The 22,013-nt window shown below is 71.1% G+C and carries 21 protein-coding genes; 14 read left to right on the top strand and 7 right to left on the bottom strand.

What is annotated here, in order from left to right; translation table 11 throughout:
- Nucleotides 1-126 precede the first annotated feature (126 nt).
- On the top strand, nt 127-1,836 hold the full coding sequence (locus tag OHA72_RS63665) for a DEAD/DEAH box helicase (protein WP_327005660.1): 1,710 nt from the start codon (nt 127-129) through the stop codon (nt 1,834-1,836).
- Nucleotides 1,837-2,362: 526 nt separating this feature from the next.
- Here OHA72_RS63665 and OHA72_RS63660 read toward each other — a convergent pair.
- A complete protein-coding gene (locus OHA72_RS63660; protein WP_203846061.1) occupies nt 2,363-2,596 on the bottom strand; it encodes a DUF7455 domain-containing protein in 234 nt (77 codons plus the stop codon).
- Nucleotides 2,597-2,904: 308 nt separating this feature from the next.
- Nucleotides 2,905-4,563 carry an RNA polymerase sigma factor gene (locus OHA72_RS63655; RefSeq protein WP_327005659.1) on the bottom strand — a complete coding sequence of 553 codons (1,659 nt, stop codon included), beginning with the start codon at nt 4,561-4,563 and terminating at the stop codon, nt 2,905-2,907.
- Between the two features lie 254 nt (nt 4,564-4,817).
- Here OHA72_RS63655 and OHA72_RS63650 point away from each other — a divergent pair, with 254 nt between their 5' ends.
- Nucleotides 4,818-5,627 carry an inositol monophosphatase family protein gene (locus tag OHA72_RS63650; RefSeq protein ID WP_442788473.1) on the top strand — a complete coding sequence of 270 codons (810 nt, stop codon included), beginning with the start codon at nt 4,818-4,820 and terminating at the stop codon, nt 5,625-5,627.
- Nucleotides 5,628-5,640: 13 nt separating this feature from the next.
- Here OHA72_RS63650 and OHA72_RS63645 read toward each other — a convergent pair whose 3' ends face one another.
- Nucleotides 5,641-6,177, bottom strand: coding sequence for a LytR C-terminal domain-containing protein (locus OHA72_RS63645; protein ID WP_327005657.1), 537 nt, complete (start codon nt 6,175-6,177; stop codon nt 5,641-5,643).
- A gap of 359 nt (nt 6,178-6,536) precedes the next feature.
- Here OHA72_RS63645 and OHA72_RS63640 point away from each other — a divergent pair, with 359 nt between their 5' ends.
- Nucleotides 6,537-6,833: a DUF4193 domain-containing protein gene (locus OHA72_RS63640; RefSeq protein WP_203846057.1), complete on the top strand. Its 297-nt coding sequence runs from the start codon at nt 6,537-6,539 to the stop codon at nt 6,831-6,833.
- 79 nt (nt 6,834-6,912) lie between these two features.
- The gene (locus OHA72_RS63635) at nt 6,913-7,686 is read left to right on the top strand and encodes a hypothetical protein (RefSeq protein WP_327005656.1); all 774 of its coding nucleotides are present in this window, start codon (nt 6,913-6,915) and stop codon (nt 7,684-7,686) included.
- Here OHA72_RS63635 and OHA72_RS63630 read toward each other — a convergent pair.
- Nucleotides 7,673-8,122 (bottom strand): DUF3093 domain-containing protein, encoded by a 450-nt coding sequence (locus OHA72_RS63630; protein WP_327005655.1) that lies wholly within the window; start codon nt 8,120-8,122, stop codon nt 7,673-7,675. The two genes, OHA72_RS63635 and OHA72_RS63630, sit on opposite strands and share 14 nt — an antisense overlap.
- Nucleotides 8,123-8,173: 51 nt before the next feature.
- Here OHA72_RS63630 and dut point away from each other — a divergent pair, with 51 nt between their 5' ends.
- The 4 genes from dut to OHA72_RS63610 all read left to right on the top strand — a co-directional run bounded on the left by dut (nt 8,174) and on the right by OHA72_RS63610 (nt 10,573).
- The gene (gene dut / locus OHA72_RS63625) at nt 8,174-8,635 is read left to right on the top strand and encodes a dUTP diphosphatase (protein ID WP_327005654.1); all 462 of its coding nucleotides are present in this window, start codon (nt 8,174-8,176) and stop codon (nt 8,633-8,635) included.
- Entirely contained in the window at nt 8,632-9,399 is a 768-nt protein-coding gene (locus OHA72_RS63620; protein ID WP_442788472.1) for a DUF3710 domain-containing protein, read from the top strand. Before dut ends, OHA72_RS63620 begins: the two co-directional genes overlap by 4 nt.
- Before the next feature lie 64 nt (nt 9,400-9,463).
- Nucleotides 9,464-9,871, top strand: coding sequence for an OB-fold nucleic acid binding domain-containing protein (locus OHA72_RS63615; RefSeq protein ID WP_327005653.1), 408 nt, complete (start codon nt 9,464-9,466; stop codon nt 9,869-9,871).
- Between the two features lie 6 nt (nt 9,872-9,877).
- Nucleotides 9,878-10,573: a DUF3159 domain-containing protein gene (locus OHA72_RS63610; RefSeq protein WP_327005652.1), complete on the top strand. Its 696-nt coding sequence runs from the start codon at nt 9,878-9,880 to the stop codon at nt 10,571-10,573.
- A gap of 824 nt (nt 10,574-11,397) precedes the next feature.
- Here the strand turns inward: OHA72_RS63610 and OHA72_RS63605 are convergent.
- Nucleotides 11,398-12,111, bottom strand: a complete 714-nt coding sequence (locus OHA72_RS63605) for a potassium channel family protein (RefSeq protein WP_327011935.1) — start codon at nt 12,109-12,111, stop codon at nt 11,398-11,400.
- Nucleotides 12,108-12,773 carry a potassium channel family protein gene (locus OHA72_RS63600; protein ID WP_327005651.1) on the bottom strand — a complete coding sequence of 222 codons (666 nt, stop codon included), beginning with the start codon at nt 12,771-12,773 and terminating at the stop codon, nt 12,108-12,110. Before OHA72_RS63600 ends, OHA72_RS63605 begins: the two co-directional genes overlap by 4 nt.
- A gap of 97 nt (nt 12,774-12,870) precedes the next feature.
- Between OHA72_RS63600 and OHA72_RS63595 the strand changes: the two genes are divergently transcribed.
- Both OHA72_RS63595 and OHA72_RS63590 read left to right on the top strand, forming a co-directional pair.
- A complete protein-coding gene (locus OHA72_RS63595) occupies nt 12,871-14,880 on the top strand; it encodes an APC family permease (protein WP_327005650.1) in 2,010 nt (669 codons plus the stop codon).
- On the top strand, nt 14,877-16,037 hold the full coding sequence (locus tag OHA72_RS63590; protein WP_327005649.1) for a class I SAM-dependent RNA methyltransferase: 1,161 nt from the start codon (nt 14,877-14,879) through the stop codon (nt 16,035-16,037). Before OHA72_RS63595 ends, OHA72_RS63590 begins: the two co-directional genes overlap by 4 nt.
- Before the next feature lie 290 nt (nt 16,038-16,327).
- Here OHA72_RS63590 and OHA72_RS63585 read toward each other — a convergent pair whose 3' ends face one another.
- A complete protein-coding gene (locus OHA72_RS63585) occupies nt 16,328-17,872 on the bottom strand; it encodes a TROVE domain-containing protein (protein WP_327005648.1) in 1,545 nt (514 codons plus the stop codon).
- Between the two features lie 271 nt (nt 17,873-18,143).
- Here OHA72_RS63585 and OHA72_RS63580 point away from each other — a divergent pair, with 271 nt between their 5' ends.
- From OHA72_RS63580 to OHA72_RS63565, 4 genes are all read left to right on the top strand, one after another.
- Nucleotides 18,144-18,908: an RNA ligase family protein gene (locus OHA72_RS63580; RefSeq protein WP_327005647.1), complete on the top strand. Its 765-nt coding sequence runs from the start codon at nt 18,144-18,146 to the stop codon at nt 18,906-18,908.
- A 64-nt stretch (nt 18,909-18,972) separates the two neighbouring features.
- Nucleotides 18,973-19,701, top strand: a complete 729-nt coding sequence (gene aroD / locus OHA72_RS63575) for a type I 3-dehydroquinate dehydratase (RefSeq protein WP_327005646.1) — start codon at nt 18,973-18,975, stop codon at nt 19,699-19,701.
- Between the two features lie 535 nt (nt 19,702-20,236).
- Nucleotides 20,237-20,506, top strand: a complete 270-nt coding sequence (locus OHA72_RS63570; RefSeq protein WP_327005645.1) for a hypothetical protein — start codon at nt 20,237-20,239, stop codon at nt 20,504-20,506.
- A gap of 102 nt (nt 20,507-20,608) precedes the next feature.
- On the top strand, nt 20,609-21,988 hold the full coding sequence (locus OHA72_RS63565; RefSeq protein WP_327005644.1) for a hypothetical protein: 1,380 nt from the start codon (nt 20,609-20,611) through the stop codon (nt 21,986-21,988).
- The last annotated feature ends 25 nt before the right edge of the window (nt 21,989-22,013 follow it).

The raw sequence follows: 22,013 nt of genomic DNA, 5'->3' as shown, positions 1-22,013 counted from the left end.
TAGTGACGTTCGGCGCGGATCGGCGCTCCGCCGGGCCGCGCCCGCTAGGCTGAGCAACGCCTTCGAGGTCCAGCGACCCGGAGGCGTTTCTGTGTGGGTTTCTCTGGGTCCTTGAGGGGGTGCCGCATGCCGCCGCGTCCGGTGGTGCAGGCAGGACAGACGCTCCGGGTGTGGCAGCGCAAGGCACTCATGGAATATCTGCGTGGCAAACGGGAGGACTTCCTCACCGTCGCCACGCCCGGCGCCGGCAAGACGACGTTCGCGCTGCGGATCGCGCTCGAGCTGTTCGGCGACGGCACGATCGACAACCTCACCGTCGTCACGCCGACGGAGCACCTGAAGAAGCAGTGGGCCGACGCCGCGGCCCGCGTCGGGATCGACCTCGACCCGGGCTTCCGCAACGCCGACGTGCACGCCGCGTCCGACTTCCACGGCACGGTCGTCACCTACGCGCAGGTCGGCGTGGCTCCCGCCGTACACAAGCGGAGAACGATCACCAGAAAGACCCTGGTCGTCCTCGACGAGATCCACCACGCCGGCGACTCGAAGTCATGGGGCGACGGCGTCAAGGCCGCGTTCGAGCCCGCCGTGCGGCGCCTGATGCTGACCGGCACCCCGTTCCGGTCCGACGACAACCCGATCCCGTTCGTGCAGTACGAGCGGGGCGCCGACGGCATGGCCCGCTCCCGCTCGGACACCACCTACGGCTACGCCGAGGCCCTCGCCGACGGCGTCGTGCGGCCCGTCATCTTCCTCGCGTACTCCGGCGAGACCCGCTGGCGGACGTCGGCCGGCGACGAGCTGGCCGCCCGCCTGGGTGAGCCGATGACCCAGGACCTCATCGCGCAGGCGTGGCGCACCGCCCTCGACCCGACCGGCGACTGGATGGCGCAGGTCCTGCGCGCCGCCGACGCCCGCCTGCAGGTGCTGCGCACCGGCGGCATGCCCGACGCCGGTGGCCTCGTCATCGCCAGCGACCAGACGGCCGCCCGCGCGTACGCGAAGGTCCTCGGCGAGATCACCGGCGAGAAGGCCGTCGTCGTCCTGTCCGACGACCAGGGCTCCTCGGGCCGCATCGCCACGTTCGCCGCGTCGAACGAGCGCTGGATGGTCGCGGTCCGCATGGTGTCCGAGGGCGTCGACATCCCGCGCCTGGCCGTCGGCGTCTACGCCACCAGCGCCTCCACGCCCCTCTTCTTCGCCCAGGCGATCGGCCGGTTCGTCCGCGCCCGGGGGACCAACGAGACCGCCACCGTCTTCGTGCCCAGCGTGCCACACCTGCTGGAGCTCGCCGCCGAGATGGAGGCGCAGCGCAACCACGTCCTCGGCGCCCCGAAGACGAAGGAGGGCTTCGAGGACGACCTCATGGAGCGCGCGCAGCGCGAGGAGAAGGCCGGCGACGACCTGCTCAAGCGCTTCGAGGCGCTCTCCGCGACCGCCGAGCTGGACCAGGTCATCTTCGACGGCGCGACGTTCGGCCTGCCGGCGCAGACCGGCACGCCCGAGGAGGAGGAGTACCTGGGACTCCCCGGCCTCCTCACCGCCGACCAGGTGTCCGCGCTGCTGTCCAAGCGCCAGGCGGAGCAGGTCGCCGCCGAGAAGCGCCGCGCGCCGGCCGCCGCGACCATCGCCCCCGAGGCGCCGAAGACGGCGGGGGAGCGTCGCATCGTCCTGCGGCGCCAGCTGAACACGCTCGTCGCGGCGCACCACCACCGCACGAACCTGCCGCACGGCAAGATCCACGCCGAGCTGCGGCGATTGTGCGGCGGGCCGCCGAGCGCTCAGGCGACGATCGAGCAGCTTGAGGAGCGGATCGCCACTATCCAGACCATGTGAGCCGCTTGGCGGATGCATTTGTTGCCATTTGTTGTGGTTCGCATGCTCGTAATGAAAGCGCGGTCTCCGAATCACGGGGAAGTCGTGACCGTCGATGACTGGACCGGGGAGTGTCACGCTCCAGGCGGCGATCTTCACCCCGCCGCTTGATCGAAGGACGTCGGTGGTCGCTGGGGTGGCCACTGCTGTCCTTTGATCACAGTCGCAAGATCGTCCGCTGGCACCGCACCGTGGCCGACGGCAGGAACGCTGCCGTGCGCGGGCCGCCGCCTCGCCGCTGCGCCTTGATCAACGCCGCGGTCCGGCTGTCCGGGCGGCCAGTCCGCGACTTCGATCTGAAGGCTGGCCGAATGATGCGCTCGACGGCGCGCTGGAGCAGGTGAGCGCGGTGCTGGCTTGGCATCACCGCAACGACGGCATGGACCGCAACCGCGCTACCCGTCCGGGCATGACAATCCGCACGCGAAGAGCGCCCGGAAACGGCCGTAGGGCGCCCCGGCGGGACGCCCTACGTGCACGGTATCGGTCAGCTGGTCGTGATCTCGGTGCCTCGCCACGTGAAGTCCGGGGCGACTGCCACCTCCACCGCGATCTTGACCAGGTGGTCGGCGTACTTGTTTGCATGATGTCCACAGAAGATCAGGTCGCCGCCTTCGGCGAGCCGAACTCGTAGTTTGCCTGCCGCGCTGCAGCGGTCGCACCGTTCCTCGGCGGCTGGGGGCGCTGCCGTCTCCGGCGGCGGCGTGAGGGTCGGGGTCATCGCCTTCCTCCTCTGATCGTCACCGACGAACGCTTCCTTGCGTCGTTCACAGATGGTTCAACACCGTCTTGCCCGACATCGTTCCCGCCTGGTGAGGGGGACCGATGTCACATTTCCGTCGTGCGCTGCGGGAGCCCGAATCGCAACACCCGCTACGTGCTTCCTATCGCGCCTCGGCGGCGATCACAAGTGGGTTGAGGCGGCGGCACCCCTCCCTCATGCCCTCCGTGACCGGAAACACACCCGGGCCGCCCCAAAAGGGACAGCCCGGGTTCGCGCAGAGCAGAATGCGAGAATCAGCCAGAGGCTTAGTCCAAGTAGTCCCGCAGGACCTGCGACCGCGACGGGTGCCGCAGCTTCGACATCGTCTTGGACTCGATCTGGCGGATCCGCTCGCGGGTCACGCCATAGACCTGGCCGATCTCGTCGAGGGTGCGCGGCTGGCCGTCGGTGAGGCCGAACCGCAGCCGCACGACACCCGCCTCGCGCTCCGAGAGCGTCTGCAGGACCTGCTGGAGCTGGTCCTGGAGCAGCGAGAACGACACCGCGTCGACCGCGACGACCGCCTCGGAGTCCTCGATGAAGTCACCGAGCTGGCTGTCGCCCTCGTCGCCGATGGTCTGGTCGAGGGAGATGGGCTCACGCGCATACTGCTGGATCTCCAGCACCTTCTCAGGCGTGATGTCCATCTCCTTGGCCAGCTCCTCCGGGGTGGGCTCACGGCCCAGGTCCTGGAGCAGCTCGCGCTGGATGCGGCCGAGCTTGTTGATCACTTCGACCATGTGCACCGGGATGCGGATGGTGCGGGCCTGGTCGGCCATGGCGCGGGTGATGGCCTGCCGGATCCACCAGGTGGCGTAGGTGGAGAACTTGTAGCCCTTGGTGTAGTCGAACTTCTCCACGGCGCGGATGAGGCCGAGGTTGCCCTCCTGGATGAGGTCCAGGAACGCCATGCCACGACCCGTGTAGCGCTTCGCGAGCGAGACGACCAGCCGGAGGTTGGCCTCCAGCAGGTGATTCTTGGCGCGCTCGCCGTCGCGGGAGATCCACATGAAGTCGCGGCTGGCCGGCATGACCATCGGCTCGCCCGCGTCCTCGGCGGCCCGCAGCCGCTCGGCGGCGTAGAGGCCGGCCTCGATCCGCTTGGCCAGCTCGACCTCCTGCTCGGCGTTGAGCAGGGGGACCTTGCCGATCTGCTTGAGATAGGCACGCACCGAGTCGGCGGACGCCGTCAGCTCCGCGTCGCGGCGGGCCTGCTTGAGCGCCTCGGACTCCTCGTCGTCCCACGCGAAGTCGTCGTCGGTCGCGGTGGCCTCCGCGTCGGCCTCGACGGCCTTGACGACCTCGACCGGCTCGTCGGCGACCACGTCCTCGATCTCCGCCACGAGCGCGGCGTCGTCGATCTCCTCGAGCTCCGGCTCGTCGCCGGCGGCCTTCGGGGCGGCTGGGTCGGTGGCGTCGCCCGGTGCCGCCTTCTTGGCGGGACCGGCGACCTTCTTCGCCGGTGCCGCCTTCTTGGCGGGCGCGCCGGGCACGGCCTTCGCCGGGGCCGCGGCTGCCGCCGCGGGTGCGGCCTTCTTGGCGGGTGCTGCTGGTGTCGCTGCCTTCTTCACGGGCACCCTCTCCACCCCCGAATCCTGCGAGGACTCGACGGCTGTCAGCGGCTTGGCTGCCGGCGCCTTACGCGCCGGCGCGGCCTTGGCGGTGGCCGCCTTGGATGCTGGGGTCGCGGAGCGTGCCGCCGCGACCCGGCGCCGCCCGTTGGCGGAGTCGTCGACCACGACGGTGACACCCGCCTCGGCGAGACTCCTGAGCAGCTTCTTGGCGTGTGCGGGGGTCACATCTGCGGTGTCGACCGCCTGCGCGACCTCCGCCGACGTGAGGTGGCCGCCATTGGCGGCCGCACGCGCGATCAGCGAGTCGGCGAGCGAGCGTACGTCGACGCTGGGCTGGTGAGCTGCTGTCACGAACGACCTTCCGGTGCGATGAGCGAGCGACGGCCGGTGCGGCCGAAGTCGCGCACGGCGCGGCCGTGCTGAGTGGGCCTGGGTGCTTTTGGTGGCGCCCGTGTGCCGTGCGTCCGGGGCGGATTCACGAGCGACAGCGGGCAGCGCGTGAATTGTAACGCTCTCTCGCCCCAACATCCCGCCTTGTAGGCCCGACCCGCGATCCAGACCCCAGCTTGTGACCGAACGGATGGGCAAAACACGGTCCTGACAGGATGGGAAGCATGGATCGGGAACACGAACTGCTGGCCCTCGCGGTGTCGATCGCCCGGGAGGCGGCCACGCTCGCCCAGGCCATGCGTGCCGCCGGCGTCGACCCCGTGGCGACGAAGTCGACGCTCACCGACGTGGTCACGGCCGCGGACCGCGCGGTCGAGCGGCAGGTCCGGGAGGCGATCCGCGCCGCCCGCCCGGGCGACACGGTGCTCGGGGAGGAGTTCGGCACCGAGTCGGAGGCCGGGCAGGGCGTGCGCTGGATCCTCGACCCGATCGACGGCACCGTGAACTACCTCTACGACCTGCCGCAGTACGCCGTGTCCCTGGCTGCCGAGGTCGACGGCACCGTGGTCGCGGGCGTGGTCATCAACGCCGCGACCGGCAAGGAGTGGACGGCGGTGCTCGGTGGCGGTGCGTTCACCGGCGGGCGGCGGCTGTCGGGCTCCGTGCAGACCGACCTGCGCCAGGCACTGGTCGGCACCGGGTTCGGGTACGCCGCCGAACGCCGCCTGCACCAGGCCGCCGTGCTGGGCGGTCTGATCGGCGAGATCCGCGACGTGCGACGTTTCGGCGCCGCGGCGATCGACCTGTGCCTGGCGGCAGAGGGCAGCCTGGACGCGTACTACGAGAAGGGCCTCAACGCGTGGGACCACGCCGCCGGTGGCCTGGTCGCGTCGGAGGCGGGCCTGCTGGTGACCGGCCTGTCCGGTGCCGCCGCGGGCCCGGACATGGTGGTGGCGGCCCCGCCGGCCCTGTACAAGGGCCTGCACGACCGCCTGGTCGAACTGGGTGCCGACAAGGGCCCCTGAGGGGCCTGAGGGCCTAGGCCTCGGCGCAGGTGCCCTCGGGCAGCTCCGGGTTGCCCAGGGCGCCGATCGACTGCTTGACCTCGGTCACCGTCGGCAGCTGCTGGAACTTCGCGCCGAGGATGACGTCGACCTTGTCGTCCTGCCGGTTCTTGTCGAACTCGTCGGTGGACTTGTCCAGGAAGTACGCCCGCACCAGCCACGCGGCGCCGACGGCCTTCGGCCCGAACCGGAGGATCGCCACCTTCTCGTTGGGCTTGTTGGCCGGCGGGTTCGGTGCCGCGTTCTGCACCGTGGCCTTGAACCCGCGGCTGGCGAAGTCGCTGGTGATCTCGCCGGCCAGGCCGGGTTTGCCCGTCGCGTTGTACACGTTGAGGTTGACCTGCTTCTCCTCGGGCAACGTGTCGTTGACGATGACGGCGTCCTGAGCGCACTCGTTCGTCGTCGCCGGGCCGGTCTGGCGGTCCTTGATCAAGGCGATGGTCACGAACACCGCCGCGGTGGCCACGAGCAGCCCAACCAGGGCCAGTGCCCTCACCCGCGCAAAACTCATGGCAGTGTTTCTCCCCGCCCCAAAGCGACTCCGTCACCAGATAGACGCTCTGGCTGCCGGGAAGGTTAGCGCCTGTCGGAGATCCATGTTGAAGTCCCCACCCGGGATACCGCAAAGTTCCTACTCGCCGTTGCGGGACGACTCCCCACGGAAATGGCCGTGTGGCGGTAAGGTCGCATCCGCCGCGCCGCCGGAGGGTCAGCTGCCGAGGACGGAGGTGTGTCGCCTCGGTCACATTGGGAACAAGATTCCGCGAGTGGGCGTACAACAAACGCACGAGAGCGGTAAGGTACGCCGCCCGTTGGACGTTACACCGGGCGAGACACCTACGGGCGAATGAATTGGGAGTGTGAACACCGATGGCCACCGACTACGACGCGCCGCGTCGCGACGAGGTCGACCTCGGGGAGGACAGCCTCGAGGAGCTGAAGTCCCGCCGGACCGATGCGCAGTCGGCGATCGTCGACGTCGACGAGACCGACCTGGGCGAGACCTTCGAGCTCCCCGGTGCTGACCTCGCCGACGAGGACATGACGGTCAAGGTCCTGCCGATGCAGGCCGACGAGTTCCGCTGCTCGCGCTGCTTCCTGGTGCACCACCGCAGCCAGCTCGCGGCCGAGCGCAACGGGGAGCTGATCTGCCGGGAGTGTGTCTGACCGTGAGTTGATCACGCGGATCTGGCGCAGGCGTGCTTGAGTCGTAGGCGGCACCGTTTCACACCCTCGGAGGTAGACGATGGCCCAGCCCGACGAACTCGCCGAGAACCAGCCCGTGGCCGAGGCCGAGCTGTCCTCCGCCGTGGCGGCACTGACCGACGAGGCCGTCGAGCAGAAGGAGCGCCGGCGGCTGCTCGGCCGGCTGGTCCGGCTCGAGATCCGCCAGCGGGGCGTCAAGGACCTGTTCCGGCCGAAGAAGGCGATCAACTGGATCGCCGACTCCGTGACGAACGTCGCACCGCACATCGCCATCCGCGACCTCGACACGCTCATCCAGCACCACTCGGGGCTGGAGGGCGACGCGCTCGCGGAGCGGCTCATCCGCAACGCGGCCCGGGTCACCGCCGGCATCGGCGCCGCGGGCGGCGGCGTGGCCGCCGTCGAGTGGGCCGTGACCCCGAGCCTGCTGTCCGCCCCGGTCCTGCTCGCCGCCGAGACGGTCGCCGTGGTCGCGGTGGAGATGAAGCTGATCGGCGAGTTGCACGCCGTGTACGGCCGCCCGGTCGAGGGCACCGGCACCCAGCGCGCGGCGGCCCTGATCCAGGCGTGGGCCGAGCGCCGCGGCATCAACCCGCTGCGGATCGGCGGCAGCGTCGCCGCCGCCATGGGCACCGCGATGCGCAAGGAGCTGCGGGACCGGCTGCTCAAGCGCTTCGGGCGCAACCTCAGCACCCTGGGCCCCTTCCTGACCGGCGCGGCCGTCGGCGGGTTCCTCAACCGGCGGGCCACGACGGCGCTCGGCGCCGAGATCCGCAAGGACCTTCAGGCCGACCGGAAAATCATCGAGGGCTGAGCGCGGCCGCGAGCCGCTCCGGGTGGCGGGTGCTGATCAGCCAGTACGGCGTGGGATCCGCGTCGTCGGCCACGTCGATGCGCACCGCACCCGCGATCCACGGCCGCTGGATGACGAACGCCTCCGGATCCGCGTACGGCCCGAGCAGGTCGCGCTTGTCCGCGGCGGACAGCGCCGTCACCTCACCGACGTATCGCAGCGGGATGTGCGCGTCGTCGACCCGTAGCTCGCCGTTGGACACTTCGATGCGGATGCGACCGAGCCACCACAGCCCCACGGTCGCCAACGGGAGCAGCACCAGGTAGGGGATCCAGGTCGCCAGTCCCGGTGCGCCGAGCCTGACCTCGGCTGCGAGGAGCCCGGCGACCGCCGCAGCGGGCAGCCAGAGCCACCAGGCGACGGTGAGGCGCTCACGGTACGAGGTCGGCTGTGCCACGTGTGCGAGGGTACGTGTCCGGCGCCCACGGGCACCCGGCAGGATGGAGGCATGACGGTGGAGGTTCACGTCCGGCGGCTCGACCCGCAGCTGCCGCTGCCGGCGTACGCGCACCCCGGTGACGCGGGTGCCGACCTGGTCGCGGCCCGGGACATCGACATCGCCCCGGGCGAGCGTGCGCTGGTCCCCACGGGGATCGCGATCGCGCTGCCGGACGGCTACGTCGGTCTCGTCCACCCGCGGTCGGGCCTCGCGCACCGGCTCGGCGTGACGGTGCTCAACGCGCCGGGCACCATCGACGCGGGGTACCGCGGGGAGATCCTGGTGAACCTGGTCAATCACGATCGGGTGATCACGGCGAAAATCAGCCGAGGTGACCGGATTGCGCAGCTTGTGGTCCAGCGCGTGGAGCGGGCACACTTCCACGGCGTCGACCACCTTCCCGATACTGTGCGCGGAGCCGGGGGTCACGGATCCACCGGTGGTCATGCTGAACTGGAGGCAGAGCAGTGATCTTCTCGCGCAAGAGCGGGAGCGGGCGGCACGCGAAGGACGACACACGCGCGAGCGGAGCCCGTCGGCTCGAGGAGGAGCTGGGCCTGGTCGACGACGATCCGGAGGAGACCGGGCCCGCCAAGGCGGACCGGCCCGAAGGCCCGTATGACGTCACCGAGGCGCCCGCCGGCATCCCGCAGCTCGACCTGGGTGCACTCAAGGTGCCCGCGGTCGACGACGTGGAGGTCCGCGTCCAGGCAGACAACGAGGGCAAGATCCAGCAGATCGTGCTCGTCCACAACGACAGCGCGCTGCAGCTCGGCGTCTTCGCCGCGCCCCGCAGCGAGGGCATCTGGGACGAGGTCCGCGCCGAGATCCGCAAGCAGCTGTTCACCGACGGCGTCGCGGCGCAGGACGCCGACGGCGAGTGGGGCGTGGAGCTGCGGGCGCGCGTGCGTACCCCCGACGGGCTGACCGACATCCGCTTCGTCGGCATCGACGGCCCTCGCTGGCTGGTCCGCGCCGTCTTCCAGGGGCCGGCCGCGATCGACCCCGACGCCGCGCCGCCACTGCTGGCCTGCCTGCGCAACCTGGTCGTCGACCGGGGACACGAGGCGATGCCGGTCCGGGAGCCGCTCCCGCTGCACCTGCCGAAGGAGGTCGCCGAGGCGACCACCGCGGACGGCAGCTCCGAGGTCCCGCTCGCGGACACCACCAACGGGGCCGACGAGACGGATGGGGCACAGCGCCGAAAGCCGTCACCGAGGCCACGGCGCAAATAGCGACCATGAGCTGTACCGTCGTAGTGAGGTGTCATGTCTGGCCAAGGAGGGTGGCACCGACATCATGACCACGGACAGTGAGAAAGACGTCGATACGTCCGTCGAGCAGGCGCGAGGGTTGCGGAAGTTCTTCCGCCGCCTGACCGCCAGCGAGGCGGAGCTCGACGCCGAAGAACTGCAACGCGACGCCAAGCAGTGCGGCAGCATGCCCGCCCTCGCCTGCCGCCGCGGTCAGGTCGTGAGCCTGAAGGGCCGGCTACGCACGGTGGTCTACACCCCGCGCACCAACCTGCCCACCCTCGAAGCGGAGCTGTTCGACGGCAGTGACCTGGTGACCCTGGTGTTCCTGGGGCGCCGGCACATCGCCGGTATCGAGCCCGGTCGAGCGATCACGGCGAAGGGGCGCATCGCGGTCCGCGACGGCCGTAAGGTGCTCTACAACCCGTATTACGAGCTCGACACACCAAGATGAGGCCGGATGCAGCCAGGTAAGACCGCGGACGCCGACGAAGAGGCACCACTGCCACCCTTCTCGGTGCAGATGTCCGAGCAGCTGGGCGGGGTGCGCGGCCTCATCGAGTCGAGCATCCCGATCACGCTCTTCATCGTGGTCAACTTCCTGGGCGACCACTTCAACTGGTGGTCGCTGCGCACGTCGCTCATCGTGGCCGTCGGCGCGGCGCTGTCGATGGCCGCGTACCGGCTGAGCCGCCGCGAGTCGATCCGCCACGCCATCAACGGCGTGTTCGGCATCGCCATCGGCGCCTACCTCGCCTGGAAGAGCGGCGACGCCAAGGACATCTACCTGCCCGGCATGGCGCTCACCGCCGCGTACGCGATCGGCATGCTCGCCTCCGTCGCGTTCCGCCGCCCCCTTGTCGGCTGGCTCTGGTCCGTCATGCTCGACAAGGGCGAGACCCGCTGGCGCGACAATGCCCGGCTCCGGCGCGCCTTCGCCTGGCTCACCGTGCTGTGGGCGGTCGTCTACCTGGCAAAGCTCGGCGTGCAGATCCAGCTCTGGCGCGAGGACGCCGCCGACCTGCTCGGCGTCGCCCGGCTCGCCCTCGGCTGGCCGCCGTATGCCCTCCTGGCCGCCCTGACGGTCTGGCAGGCCCGCCGCATCATCCGCGCCACCGAGCCGGCCCCGGTCGAGGTCGTCCGCCCCGCCGACTGACCCCAGCGGGCGTGCCGCTGCCGCAGGTCGTCGCGGTCGCGGACGCTGATCGCGACGGGGTGACGGCCCGCGTGCGGGAGGCTCTGGCCAGCGACCGCGCCTTCGGGCCTGGACTGGCCGCGGACCGCAGGTGCTGATCACGGCCGGTTGATCGAAGTCGCCCTGCGGCTGTTCGAACGGCCGCCCGGCGACTTCGATCATGGGTCGACAGCGGCGCGACGTTCGGCGCAATCATGTGCGGCCGCTGCTGCCCGAGTGTGGTTGCGGATGTTGATCACGGCTGGTTGATCGAAGTCGCCCCGTGGTCACCAGTGCGACCGCCACGCAGCGTTGATCACGGCCGCGCGGCGGGGTGACGGCCCGCGTGCCGGAGTGCTCGCGCCGGTGGTCGGGTCTCCGGGCCGGGCCGGGCCGGGCCGCGGGTCGCAGGTGTTGATCATGGTTGGTTGATCGAAGTTGCCTCGTGGCTGTTCGAACGGCCGCCCGGCGACTTCGATCATGGGTCGACAGCGGCGCGACGTTCGGCGCAATCATGTGCGGCCGCTGCTGCCCGAGGTGCGGTTACCGATGTTGATCACGGCCCGTTGATCGAAGTCGCCCTGCGGCTGTTCGGACGACCCCCATACGACTTCGATCAAGGCGGCGCGCAGCGCACGACACGCGGCGGCCGGGATGAAGGGTCTCTTTTCCGCGGATCGGATGTGAGACGTGTCGTGAGGCTCGGACACCTTGCGCCGGGGTCGTTCGGTTGCGGCGCGCCCGCGCGTGTTGCGGGAACCCCCTGGCCGCCGGCGGCGGCAGCCGTCCGAAGCCAGGAACAGCAGCTAGTGGCTGAACTGGGGCCCGCGCTTCTTGCGGGTGTTCTCGACCGAGTCGGCGCCCAGGATCACGGCGCGGACCGAGTCCTCCATCTCCGAGGTGACGACGAAGACCAGTTCGTCGCCGGCCTCCAGGGGGTCGTCCGGGGTGGGGACCAGGACGCGCTTGCCGCGCAGGATGGCGACCAGCGCCGAGTCGTGCGGGAGCGGCACGTCGCGGACCGGGTGGCCGACGTACGGCGCGGTCTCCGGCAGCGTGATCTCCACGAGGTTGGCCTCGGACTGGCGGAACGTCATCAGGCGGACCAGGTCGCCGACGGAGACGGCCTCCTCGACCAGGGCGGCCATGAGGCGGGGCTTGCTGACGGAGACGTCGACGCCCCACTGCTCGTTGAAGAGCCACTCGTTCTCGGCGCGGTTGATGCGGGCGACGACCCGTGGCACCGCGAACTCGGTCTTGGCCAGCAGCGACACGACCAGGTTGACCTTGTCGTCGCCGGTGGCAGCGACGACCACGTCGCAGGAGGACAGGTCGGCCTCCTGCAGGGAGGACAGCTCGCAGGCGTCGGCGAGGATCCACTCGGCGGCGGGGACGCGCTCGGGGCGGACCATGCGGGGGACGCGCTCGATGAGCATGACCTGGTGGCCGTTGTCGACGAGCTCGGTGGCGATGGAGCGGCCGACGTTGCCGGCACCGGCGATGGCGATCCGCATGATCAGTGTCCCCCTTCGGGAGCGGACCCGGTGACCTTTGTCACTGAGGCGACCATCTCGTCGGTGACGAGCAGGAAGGCGAGGTCGCCGTCCTGGATCACGGTCGACGCGGTGGGGAGCATGGCCAGGCCGAAGCGCATCAGGTAGGCCAGGCGGGTGCCGCTGCGGGCCTCCAGGTCGCCGACGGAGCGGCCGATCCAGTCGGGGTGCATCGGGATCTCCATGATGGACACCGTGCTGGTCGGGTCGCGCCAGATCTCCACGTTGCCCTCGGGGACCAGGTGGCGCAGCATGCGGTCCGCGGTCCAGCGGACGGTGGCGACCGTGGGGATGCCGAGCCGCTCGTACACCTCGGCGCGCTTCGGGTCGTAGATGCGGGCGACGACCCGTTCGACCCCGAACGTCTCGCGGGCGACCCGGGCGGAGATGATGTTGGAGTTGTCGCCGGAGGAGACCGCGGCGAAGGCGTCGGCGCGCTCGATGCCCGCGGAGATCAGCACGTCGCGGTCGAAGCCGACGCCGGTGACGGTGGCGCCGGTGAAGTCGCCGCCGAGGCGGCGGAAGGCGTCGGCGTCGGAATCGATCACCGCGACCGAGTGGCCACGTTGTTCGAGGCTCAGTGCGAGGGTCGAGCCCACGCGCCCGCACCCCATGATCACCACGTGCACGTAACGCCTCCGATGTGTGCGGCACTCGTGTTGAGGATGCCATGCGCGGACCGGACCGGTGCATCCGGCAGCCGCGGGACCCGTACGCTTAGCGGTCGTGGCCAGTCCCACCTCCCTGATGAAGCGGCTGCTCCTGGGCCGACCGTTCCGCTCGGACCGGCTGAAACACACGCTGCTCCCCAAGCGCATCGCCCTTCCCGTGTTCGCCTCCGACGCGCTCTCGTCGGTCGCCTACGCCCCCGACGAGATCCTGCTGACGCTGTCGATCGCGGGTGCCAGCACCCTGCTGGTGTCCCCGTGGGTCGGTCTGGCCGTCGCCGTGGTGATGCTCACGGTCGTCGCGAGCTACCGGCAGAACGTGCACGCCTATCCGTCCGGCGGCGGCGACTACGAGGTGGCCTCGGTCAACCTCGGGCCGCGGTTCGGGGTCGCGGTGGCCAGCGCGCTGCTCGTCGACTACGTGCTGACCGTGGCCGTGTCGACCGCGTCCGGCGTGGCCAACCTCGGGTCGGTCGTGCCGTGGGTCGCCACGCACAAGGTCGCCATCGCGATCATCGCGATCGCCGTCCTGACCGCCCTGAACCTGCGGGGCATCCGGGAGTCCGGCAGCGCGTTCGCGATCCCCACCTACGGGTTCATGATCGTGATGATCGGCATGATCCTCACGGGCTTCTTCAGGATCTTCGTCCTGGGCGATGACCTGCACGCGCCGAGCGCCGGGCTGGAGATCGAGGCCGAGCAGACCAACCTCAACGCCTGGGCGATGGCGTTCCTGCTGCTGCGGACCTTCTCATCCGGCTGCGCCGCGCTCACCGGCGTGGAGGCGATCTCCAACGGCGTGCCCGCGTTCAAGGAGCCCAAGAGCCGCAACGCGGCGACCACCCTGCTGCTGCTCGGCTCGATCTCGATCACCATGCTGCTCGGCATCATCCTGCTGGCGCGCAAGACCGGCCTGCAGTACGTCGAGGACCCCGCCCGCCAGATCGTCAGCGGCCCGCACGACTACGTGCAGAAGACGGTCACCACCCAGCTCGGCGAGACGGTGTTCGGCTCCGGCTCGATCATGCTGTACGTCGTCGCCGTCATCACCGCACTGATCCTGTTCCTCGCGGCCAACACCGCGTTCAACGGCTTCCCGGTGCTCGGCTCGATCCTCGCCCAGGACCGCTACCTGCCCCGCCAGCTGCACACCCGTGGCGACCGGCTGGCGTTCTCCAACGGCATCATCCTGCTGGCCCTCGCCGCGATGGTCCTCATCGTCGGCTTCCAGGGCGAGGTGACCCGGCTCATCCAGCTGTACATCGTCGGCGTGTTCGTGTCGTTCACGCTGTCGCAGGCCGGCATGATCCGGCACTGGAACCGGCTGCTGCGCAGCGTGCGCGACAAGGGCACCCGGGCCCGCATGATCCGGTCCCGGACGATCAACATGATCGGCCTGAGCATGACCAGCGCCGTGCTCATCGTCGTGCTCATCACGAAGTTCCTGCTCGGCGCGTACATCGCCATCATCGCGATGATCGTCATCTACTTCCTGATGGTCGGCATCAAGAAGCACTACGACACCGTCGCCCGCGAGCTGACCCCGTCCGAGGACCGGCCAGTCCTGCCGTCGCGCAACCACGCCGTGGTCCTGGTCAGCAAGGTGCACCGCCCGACGCTGCGGGCCGTCGCGTACGCGCAGGCCACCCGGCCCGACTCGCTGACCGCGCTGACGGTCAACGTCGACGACCACGACACCCGCAACCTGCAGGCGGAGTGGGAGCGCCGTGGCATCCCGGCACCGCTGACGGTCGTGGACAGCCCGTACCGCGAGATCACCCGCCCGATCCTGGACTTCGTCCGCTCGAAGCGCCGCGACTCGCCCCGCGACGTGGTCACCGTCTTCATCCCCGAATACGTGGTCGGGCGCTGGTGGGAGCACCTGCTGCACAACCAGAGCGCGCTGCGCCTCAAGGGCCGCCTGCTGTTCGAGCCGGGCGTGATGGTGACCAGCGTCCCGTGGCAGCTCAGCTCCATCGACGACGTGGACATCGCCAAGCTCGACGCCGCGTTCACCCGCGGACCACAGCGCGGACCACGCCGTACACCGGAAACACCCGCCGAATGACGGTGCTGGAGCTCGAGGTCGGGGCGGTCGCCCATGGCGGGCACTGCGTCGCGCGGCACGAAGGCCGGGTGATCTTCGTCCGGCACGCGTTGCCGGGGGAGCGGGTGCTGGCCCGGATCACCGACGAACGCAAGGGCTACCTGCGCGCCGACGCCGTCGAGATCCTGCTGCCGTCGCCGGACCGGGTCATCCCGCCGTGCCCGTTCTCGGGTCCCGGCGCCTGCGGCGGCTGCGACTGGCAGCACGTCGACCCCGCCGCGCAGCGTCGCCTGAAATCCCAGGTCCTCGGTGAGCAACTGGCCCGGCTTGCAGCGTTTTCCGCGTCGGTACCGGTGGAGCCTCTCCCCGGGGGTGCCCTCGGCTGGCGGACCCGCGTGCAGTACGCCGTCGACGACGACGGACGGGCCGGGTTCCACCGGCACCGCTCCGGCGAGATCGTCCCCGTCGACCGGTGCAGGATCGCGCACCCGGCGATCCAGGCGCTGCCCGTCACGACGCAACGCTGGCCGGCGGGCTCGACCGTCGAGGCCGTCGCCGCGTCCGGTGGGGAGACCGCGGTGCTGACCCGGGCGGCCCGCAGCGGTGCGCTCACCGGCCCGCCCGTGCGCGTCCGCGAGGTCGCCGCCGGGCACGACTGGAGCATCGACGCCGGCGGGTTCTGGCAGGTCCACCCGCACGCCGTCGACGCCTTCACCGGCACGGTCCTGGAGATGCTGCGACCGGCGCCAGGGGAGCGGGCCTGGGACCTGTACGGCGGCGTCGGGCTCTTCGCGGCCACGCTTGCGCCGCACTGCGGGCCCGTCACCGTCGTGGAAGGCGACCGCCGCGCCGTCGCCGCCGGCCGCAAGGCCCTGCGCGACCTGCCCACCGTCCGCTTCGTCAACGGCGATGTGGCTGCCACGATCGCCAACCCGCGCTGGCGCAGCGTCGACCTGGTCGTGCTCGACCCGCCCCGGGCCGGCGCCGGCCGCGAGGTGGTCGGGTCGATCGCGGCCAGGTCGCCGCGGGCCATCGCCTACGTCGCGTGCGACCCGGCCGCGTTCGCCCGCGACACGGCTTCTCTCATGGGCCTCGGCTACGAGCTGTCGCAGGTCCGCGCCTTCGACAGCTTCCCGATGACCCAGCACTTCGAAACCATCGGCCTGTTCAGTCGCTAGCTCCGTCGGCTTCGCCAGCGGTTCCGTGGGGGGTTCCCACCCCACACCCCCCATGCGGCGCAAGCGCCGCACTCAAGCCGACTAGCTCCGTCGGCTTCGCCAGCGGTTCCGTGGGGGGTTCCCACCCCACACCCCCCATGCGGCGCAAGCGCCGCACTCGAGCCGGCTAGCTCCGTCGGCTTCGCCAGCGGTTCCGTGCCTTCGGCTAGCTCCGTCGGCTTCGCCAGCGGTTCCGTGGGGGGTTCCCACCCCACACCCCCCATGCGGCGCAAGCGCCGCACTCAAGCCGACTAGAAGGGCCACTCACCGCGGTCGCCGGCCTCGAGCAGCCGGATCATGCCGAACCCGGCGTCGGTGAGGCCGCCGAACGTCCAGCGGTTGCGCACCTGCGGGGTGTGGCCCATCCGGTACCCGGCCAGGTTCCAGGTGAACAGCGGCACCGTCGCCGGCACCGACGTGGACACGTCGCCGTCGTAGGACGCCTGCTCGTCGGTCAGGATCACCACGCGGTCCTGCTTGCGGTAGTGCGCCCGCACCGCCGAGGCCGTGTTGGTGCCGCCGTTGTGGAAGTGCCCCTTCGCCTTGAACCGGTCGATCCCGCGCAGCAGCGACTCGCCCCGCTGATGCGGGAACACCGTGGTCCGGGTCGAGAACGACACGACCGTGGCCCGGGCGCACCGCAGGGCCAGCGCCAGCCCGAAGATCACCGCCGCGTCCCAGCGCCGCAGCGTGCCGTCCTTGGAGAACACCGAGTCCATCGAACCCGACGTGTCGATCAGGATCAGCGTGTCGCCCGGCAGCTCCGGGATGCTCGCCAGGCTGAGGTTCAGCGCCTTCTCCAGCGCCCATGCCCACCGCAGCGACGGCGCCGCCCGGTACGCCGACAGGAACCGCATCGGCAGCTGCCGCGACCGGGCCACCTCGGCCGGGTCCGCCAGCTGCGCCGCGACCGTCGCCGCGACCGCGTCGGACACGCCCGCCTGGTCGAAGTTGCGCAGGTTGCGCAGCTTCGCCATGTACCCCATCGACGGGATGAGCGCCTCCCACAGGCGGTCCTTGGGCAGCCGGGAACCGCCCAGCGACAGCGCGTCCTCCCAGGTCATGCCGGCGGCACGGAGCCGGTCGGGGTCCAGCAGGACCGCCGGGTCCTCGGCCGCGGCGGCACGCAGCGCCGCGTTGGCGGCGACCATCGTGAGCGACGCGGCCACGCGCGGCTCGGGCCGGTTGTGCCGGCGGTCGAGCGCGAACGTGAACAGGTCGCCCTGCGCGTCGCGGACCGGGGCCGGGTGGGTCAGGTCGAGCACGTCACCGAAGCGGAACGCGTGGCTCGCGGTGTCGTACTTGAGCAGGTTGCGCTCGGTGTACAGCCGCGTGGCCGCGTCCGCGACGCCCCGCTTCACCGGCTTGGGCACCGCCCGGCCGTAGCGCGACGTCCAGTAGGCGAGCAGCTCGCCCGGCTCGTCGGCGCGCTGCAGGACGTCGGCGACGACCTGCCGGTGCTCGCCGGTGCCGTTCACCAGGCCCGCGGCGAGGCGCGCCCGGACGTATTCGGCGGCGCCGACCAGCGACGCGGTGCGCAGGTTCGCCCCGCCGCGCAGCCAGCGCAGGAACCGCGCCGTCCACTGCGGGTGCGCGACCGCGGCGGCGCCGAGCAGCTCACGGTAGCGCTGGTCACGGTCGCCGGCCGACTCGTAGAACGTCTGCTCGCCGACCATGTTGGTCACCGCGAGCAGGAACAGCTCCGACATGAGGTCCCGCGAGTAGCCCGGGCCACCCTGGTAGGTGACACCGTCGGGGCGCCGCGGCCGGGTCTGCTGCCTGTTGAACTTCGCCATTCTTGAATCACCCTCCCCGGGCCTGAAAACGACATGAAGATGCCCCGTCGTGGTGACCCGAGATCAAGGCGGCGCCGGCACAAAGTGCTCTATCCGCTGAGCTACGCCCCGATGAGCCGGGACGGCAGGAGTCGAACCTGCGACCTCTCGATTAGTAGTCGAAGTATCCGGCGTCTGCGCACCGGGTCACCACGGCGGGACATCTTGTGCCGGAACGGTAGCAGCGGATATCCGGATGACGCCCGCGAATTTTGTCGCGGATGATGTGGCGATGTTCGATGTCCGCGCGGCCGATCTGCGGCTGCTCAACTCGCTGACGAAGTACCCGTCGATCGCCACGTACCACACCCTGGACCCCCGCGACGGGGGCCTGACCTCCCCTGCGACGGTGTTTCCCGGGGAGGTCGTCGCGACGGAGAAGGTCGACGGCACCAACAGCCGTCTCGTCCTGCTGCCCGACGGGTCCTACCTCATCGGGTCGCGGGAGGAGCTGCTGTACGCCAAGGGCGACCTCATCGGCAACCCCGCCCTCGGCATCGTCGAGCAGCTCAAGCCGGTCGCTGCCCAGCTGCCCGCCGGTGACGGCATCCGGGTGTACTACCTGGAGCTGTACGGCGGGAAGGTCGGTGGCGCGGCGAAGCAGTACACCCGGGACCCGGCGCGCTTCGGGTGGCGTCTCTTCGACGTGGCCGACCTGACCGAGTGGCGCGAGCCGCTGACCTGGTCGCCCGCGCGGATCTCGGCGTGGCGGGAGTCCGGCGGCCAGCCGTGGGTGCCCGAGGACGCCCTCGTCACCCTTGCCGCGTCGGCCGGGCTGGAGCTCACCCCGAGGCTGTGGCACCGGCCCGGCGCCGAGCTGCCGTCCGCGATCGAGGGCATGCACGAGCTGCTGACCGCCACCCTGCCGGCCACCCTCGTCGGGCTCGACGGCGTCTCGGGCCGCGCCGAGGGCCTGGTCCTGCGCGCCCCGGACCGTTCGGTGATCGCCAAGGCCCGCTTCCAGGACTACGAGCGGACCCTTCGCCGCCGACGGTGATAGGTGTCGTACCCGGCACGTAGACTCCCCCTGTCGTCGACCGGGAGCGCGGGGGGAGTGCTGGATGGCAACGCTGCGGGAGCGGCTCGCCGAAGAGGTGCCGCTGGTCGCGGTCAGCTTCGGCGACGAGGACGCCGAGCGGGACGCGGCGCGTGCCCGGGACCGGCGCGTCGACGTCGCCGAGCTGCGCGTCGACTGGTATGCCTCGACCCAGCCCGACCACGCGCTGCGGCAGATCCGGCCGTTCGCCGGGGTGCCGACCCTCGCCACGGTCCGCTCCAAGGACGAGGGGGGCTACTGGGCGGGTGACGAGCCCGGGCGGCTCCGGCTCTACGAGGCGATCATGCCCGAGGTCGACGCCGTCGACGTCGAGCTCGCCTCCGCCGAGATCCGCCCCGGTGTCGTCGCCGCCGCCCGCGCGCACGGCACGCTCGTGATCCTGTCGCACCACGACTTCGCCGCGACCCCCTCCGCGGCGCACCTCGACACGCTCGCCGAGGACGGCTTCGCCGCCGGCGCCGACCTCGTCAAGATCAGCACGATGGCGCACGGCCCCGACGACGTGCGGACCCTCACCGAGTTCACCCTGCGCCACCAGCACCGCGGCGTGATCGTCATCGCCATGGGCGCCGAGGGCGCAGCGTCCCGGCTCATGCTGCCGGTGCTCGGCTCCCGGATCACGTATTCGGCGATCGGGGGGCGGCCGGCGCCGGGGCAGCTGCCGTTCGAGGAGACGGTGCGGCTGCTGGAGCTGTTTTCACCCCGCTTCGCGCGGCGGCGGTCCGGTGACTGACCCCGCCGAGCCGTCCGAGCCGTCGGGCTCGTCCGGGCCTTCAGGCGCGTCTGGGCCTTCGGGCGCGTCGGGTTCGTCTGCGGCGCCGGATCGGTCGGACGCGTCGGGTTCGTCTGCGGCGCCGGATCGGTCGGACGCGTCGGGTTCGTCGGCAGCATCGGGGTTAACTGGGCCCTCGGAGCCTGCGGAGCCGGCCGCTGGGGGCTCGCCGGAGTCGTCTGCGGAGTCATCTGGCGCGGCGTCGACGGACTCGTCTGCCGCGAAGTCGGAGGGAACGTCTGCGGGGCCAATCGCCGAGCCGGCTTCTGGGCCGCCAGCAGGTGGGGCGGTTGCGGAGCCGGTTTCAGGGCCGCCTGCGGTGCCATCCTCAGGGCCGTCTGCGGTGTCGGCCTCAGGGTCGTCTGCGGGGGCAATAGCGGAGCCGGCCGCCGGCCCGGTTTCCGGGGCGGGTTCAGGGCGGGCCGGGGGTGCGGACGGCTCGGAGGGCGGGACGCGGCGGGATCAGTGGCGGCCGGTGCGGCGGACCGTGGCGCAGGTGACGATCGCGTTCACCGTGCTGTTCCTGGTGCCGTTGATCCGGTTGGTCCTCGGGCTGGATGACGACGGGCCGAAGGTTGAGCGTGGGCCCGCGGCCTGGGTCGTGTGGATTGCCAGCCTGGCGGTGATGGTGGCGGCCGCGCTCATTGCGGTGAAGGCGTTGCGTGCCGAGGACAGGGCAACCGAGGTTCGCCTCACGTGGTGGTGCGGCGGGCTGTGGATTGCCGGTTTCGTGCTGACTACGGTCTATTCCGGTCTGGTCAACTGACCGGCGGGGACAGTTTGCCCCCGGGAGGGGGCGGCGTTTCGTGCCGCGTGGCCCTATCTTCTGTGTCGTGCCGCCTGGCGCAGTCCGCGATACGGAGGAACCATGACCCAGCCCCCGGGGCCCGACGAGTCAACGGGACCGGCCCAGCCGTCCGAGCCGGTGCCGCCGGCGGACGCTGAGCAGCAGCGGGAGACCGCACCGCCGGAGGAGCACGTTCCGCCCGCCGTGCCGCCGGCCGGGGCGGTGCCGGGGATCAGGCCGTCGGCGCCGGGGGAGACCGGGCCGGGTGTCGCCCCGCCGCCCGGATACCCGGGCAGCCCGGGCTACCCGGGGCAGGCCGTGCCGGGCGGGTATCCGGCCCAGCCGGGCGTGCCCCAGTACCCGGCGGGCGGGTATGACCGGTCGCAGCCGTATCCGGTGCAGTACGACCCGTCGCAGCCGTACGTGATCTATCAGGCGACGCCGACGGGCGGGATGTTCCACGGGCAGATCGGTGACGGTGACCCGCTGGTCAGCCCCGACTACGCCGGCTGGTGGCGGCGGTCCCTGGCGATCCTCCAGCAGGGCTGGCGGACGCTCGCGGTGCTGCAGTTCATCGGGTTGGTGCTGTCGCTGCTGTTCAGCGTGCCGCAGGCGCTGCTGATGCTGAGCGTGCTGGACGACCTGGCCAGGGCGAGCCGGACCGTCGACCCGGACACCGGGCAGGCCGTCACGCCGGACCTCGGGCCGATCTTCGGGCTGTTCGGGGTGCTGCTCGTCGGGGCGTTCCTCGGCATTCTGGTCAGCTTCGCGGTGGCGATCGCGTGCAACCACGTGGCAGTGTCGGTCGCGGCGGGGCTGCGGCCGCGGATCGGTGCGGCGCTGGGGCTCGCGGTGCGGCGGGTGTTCCCGCTGCTCGGATGGCAGCTGCTGGCCGGTCTGATCGTGGTGGTCGGTATCTGCGCCTGCATCCTGCCGGCGATCTACCTCAGCGCGGTGTTCCTGGTGCTGCCGGCCGTAGTGACGTTCGAGCGGGGCTCGTCGGCGATCAGCCGCTGCTTCAAGCTGTTCCACCAGGACCTGGGCGCGTCGATCAGCCGGATCGCGACGATCGGCGGGATCAGCATCGGCATCGCGGTCGTGGCGTACATCGTCAGCCAGATCATCCAGTCGGTGCCCGCCGGGCCCACGTTCGACCCGGAGTCGGGGGACCTGTTCGGCACGGCCGGCACCGCCTACATCGTCGCGGTCGTGATCGGCTCCGTCGTGGCGGAGCTGTTCTCGCGGGCCGGTGCGGTGCTCACCTCGACGCTGACCCTGACGACGTACGCGGACCTGCGGGGCCGGGTCGAGCCGCTGACCACGGCGATCCTGGCGAACGAGGCCGGCCTGGCGCCGGCGTACCCGCAGCAGTACGGCGAGGAGTTCCCGGACGCCATGCAGCCGCCGCCCGGGCAGGGGCCGTCCTCGCCCGACTCTGACTGGATGCCGCCGAACCGCTGACGTAGCAGTCCGCGGCGAAGATACT

The sequence above is a fragment of the Dactylosporangium sp. NBC_01737 genome (assembly GCF_035963215.1).
In the GTDB taxonomy this organism is placed as follows: domain Bacteria; phylum Actinomycetota; class Actinomycetes; order Mycobacteriales; family Micromonosporaceae; genus Dactylosporangium.
The sequence above is the reverse complement of the archived record's forward strand: the minus strand, read 5'-3'. Positions and strand labels throughout refer to the sequence as shown.

Excerpts from the sequence above, each read along its gene's own strand:
- OHA72_RS63565 (WP_327005644.1), top strand. The coding sequence starts at position 20,609 with ATGACCCAGCCCCCGGGGCCCGACGAGTCAACGGGACCGGCCCAGCCG.
- OHA72_RS63580 (WP_327005647.1), top strand. The coding sequence starts at position 18,144 with ATGTTCGATGTCCGCGCGGCCGATCTGCGGCTGCTCAACTCGCTGACG.
- OHA72_RS63640 (WP_203846057.1), top strand. The coding sequence starts at position 6,537 with ATGGCCACCGACTACGACGCGCCGCGTCGCGACGAGGTCGACCTCGGG.
- OHA72_RS63585 (WP_327005648.1), bottom strand. The coding sequence starts at position 17,872 with ATGGCGAAGTTCAACAGGCAGCAGACCCGGCCGCGGCGCCCCGACGGT.
- dut (WP_327005654.1), top strand. The coding sequence starts at position 8,174 with ATGACGGTGGAGGTTCACGTCCGGCGGCTCGACCCGCAGCTGCCGCTG.
- OHA72_RS63650 (WP_442788473.1), top strand. The coding sequence starts at position 4,818 with ATGGGAAGCATGGATCGGGAACACGAACTGCTGGCCCTCGCGGTGTCG.
- OHA72_RS63660 (WP_203846061.1), bottom strand. The coding sequence starts at position 2,596 with ATGACCCCGACCCTCACGCCGCCGCCGGAGACGGCAGCGCCCCCAGCC.
- OHA72_RS63615 (WP_327005653.1), top strand. The coding sequence starts at position 9,464 with ATGACCACGGACAGTGAGAAAGACGTCGATACGTCCGTCGAGCAGGCG.
- aroD (WP_327005646.1), top strand. The coding sequence starts at position 18,973 with ATGGCAACGCTGCGGGAGCGGCTCGCCGAAGAGGTGCCGCTGGTCGCG.
- OHA72_RS63590 (WP_327005649.1), top strand. The coding sequence starts at position 14,877 with ATGACGGTGCTGGAGCTCGAGGTCGGGGCGGTCGCCCATGGCGGGCAC.
- OHA72_RS63665 (WP_327005660.1), top strand. The coding sequence starts at position 127 with ATGCCGCCGCGTCCGGTGGTGCAGGCAGGACAGACGCTCCGGGTGTGG.
- OHA72_RS63610 (WP_327005652.1), top strand. The coding sequence starts at position 9,878 with ATGCAGCCAGGTAAGACCGCGGACGCCGACGAAGAGGCACCACTGCCA.
- OHA72_RS63635 (WP_327005656.1), top strand. The coding sequence starts at position 6,913 with ATGGCCCAGCCCGACGAACTCGCCGAGAACCAGCCCGTGGCCGAGGCC.
- OHA72_RS63645 (WP_327005657.1), bottom strand. The coding sequence starts at position 6,177 with ATGAGTTTTGCGCGGGTGAGGGCACTGGCCCTGGTTGGGCTGCTCGTG.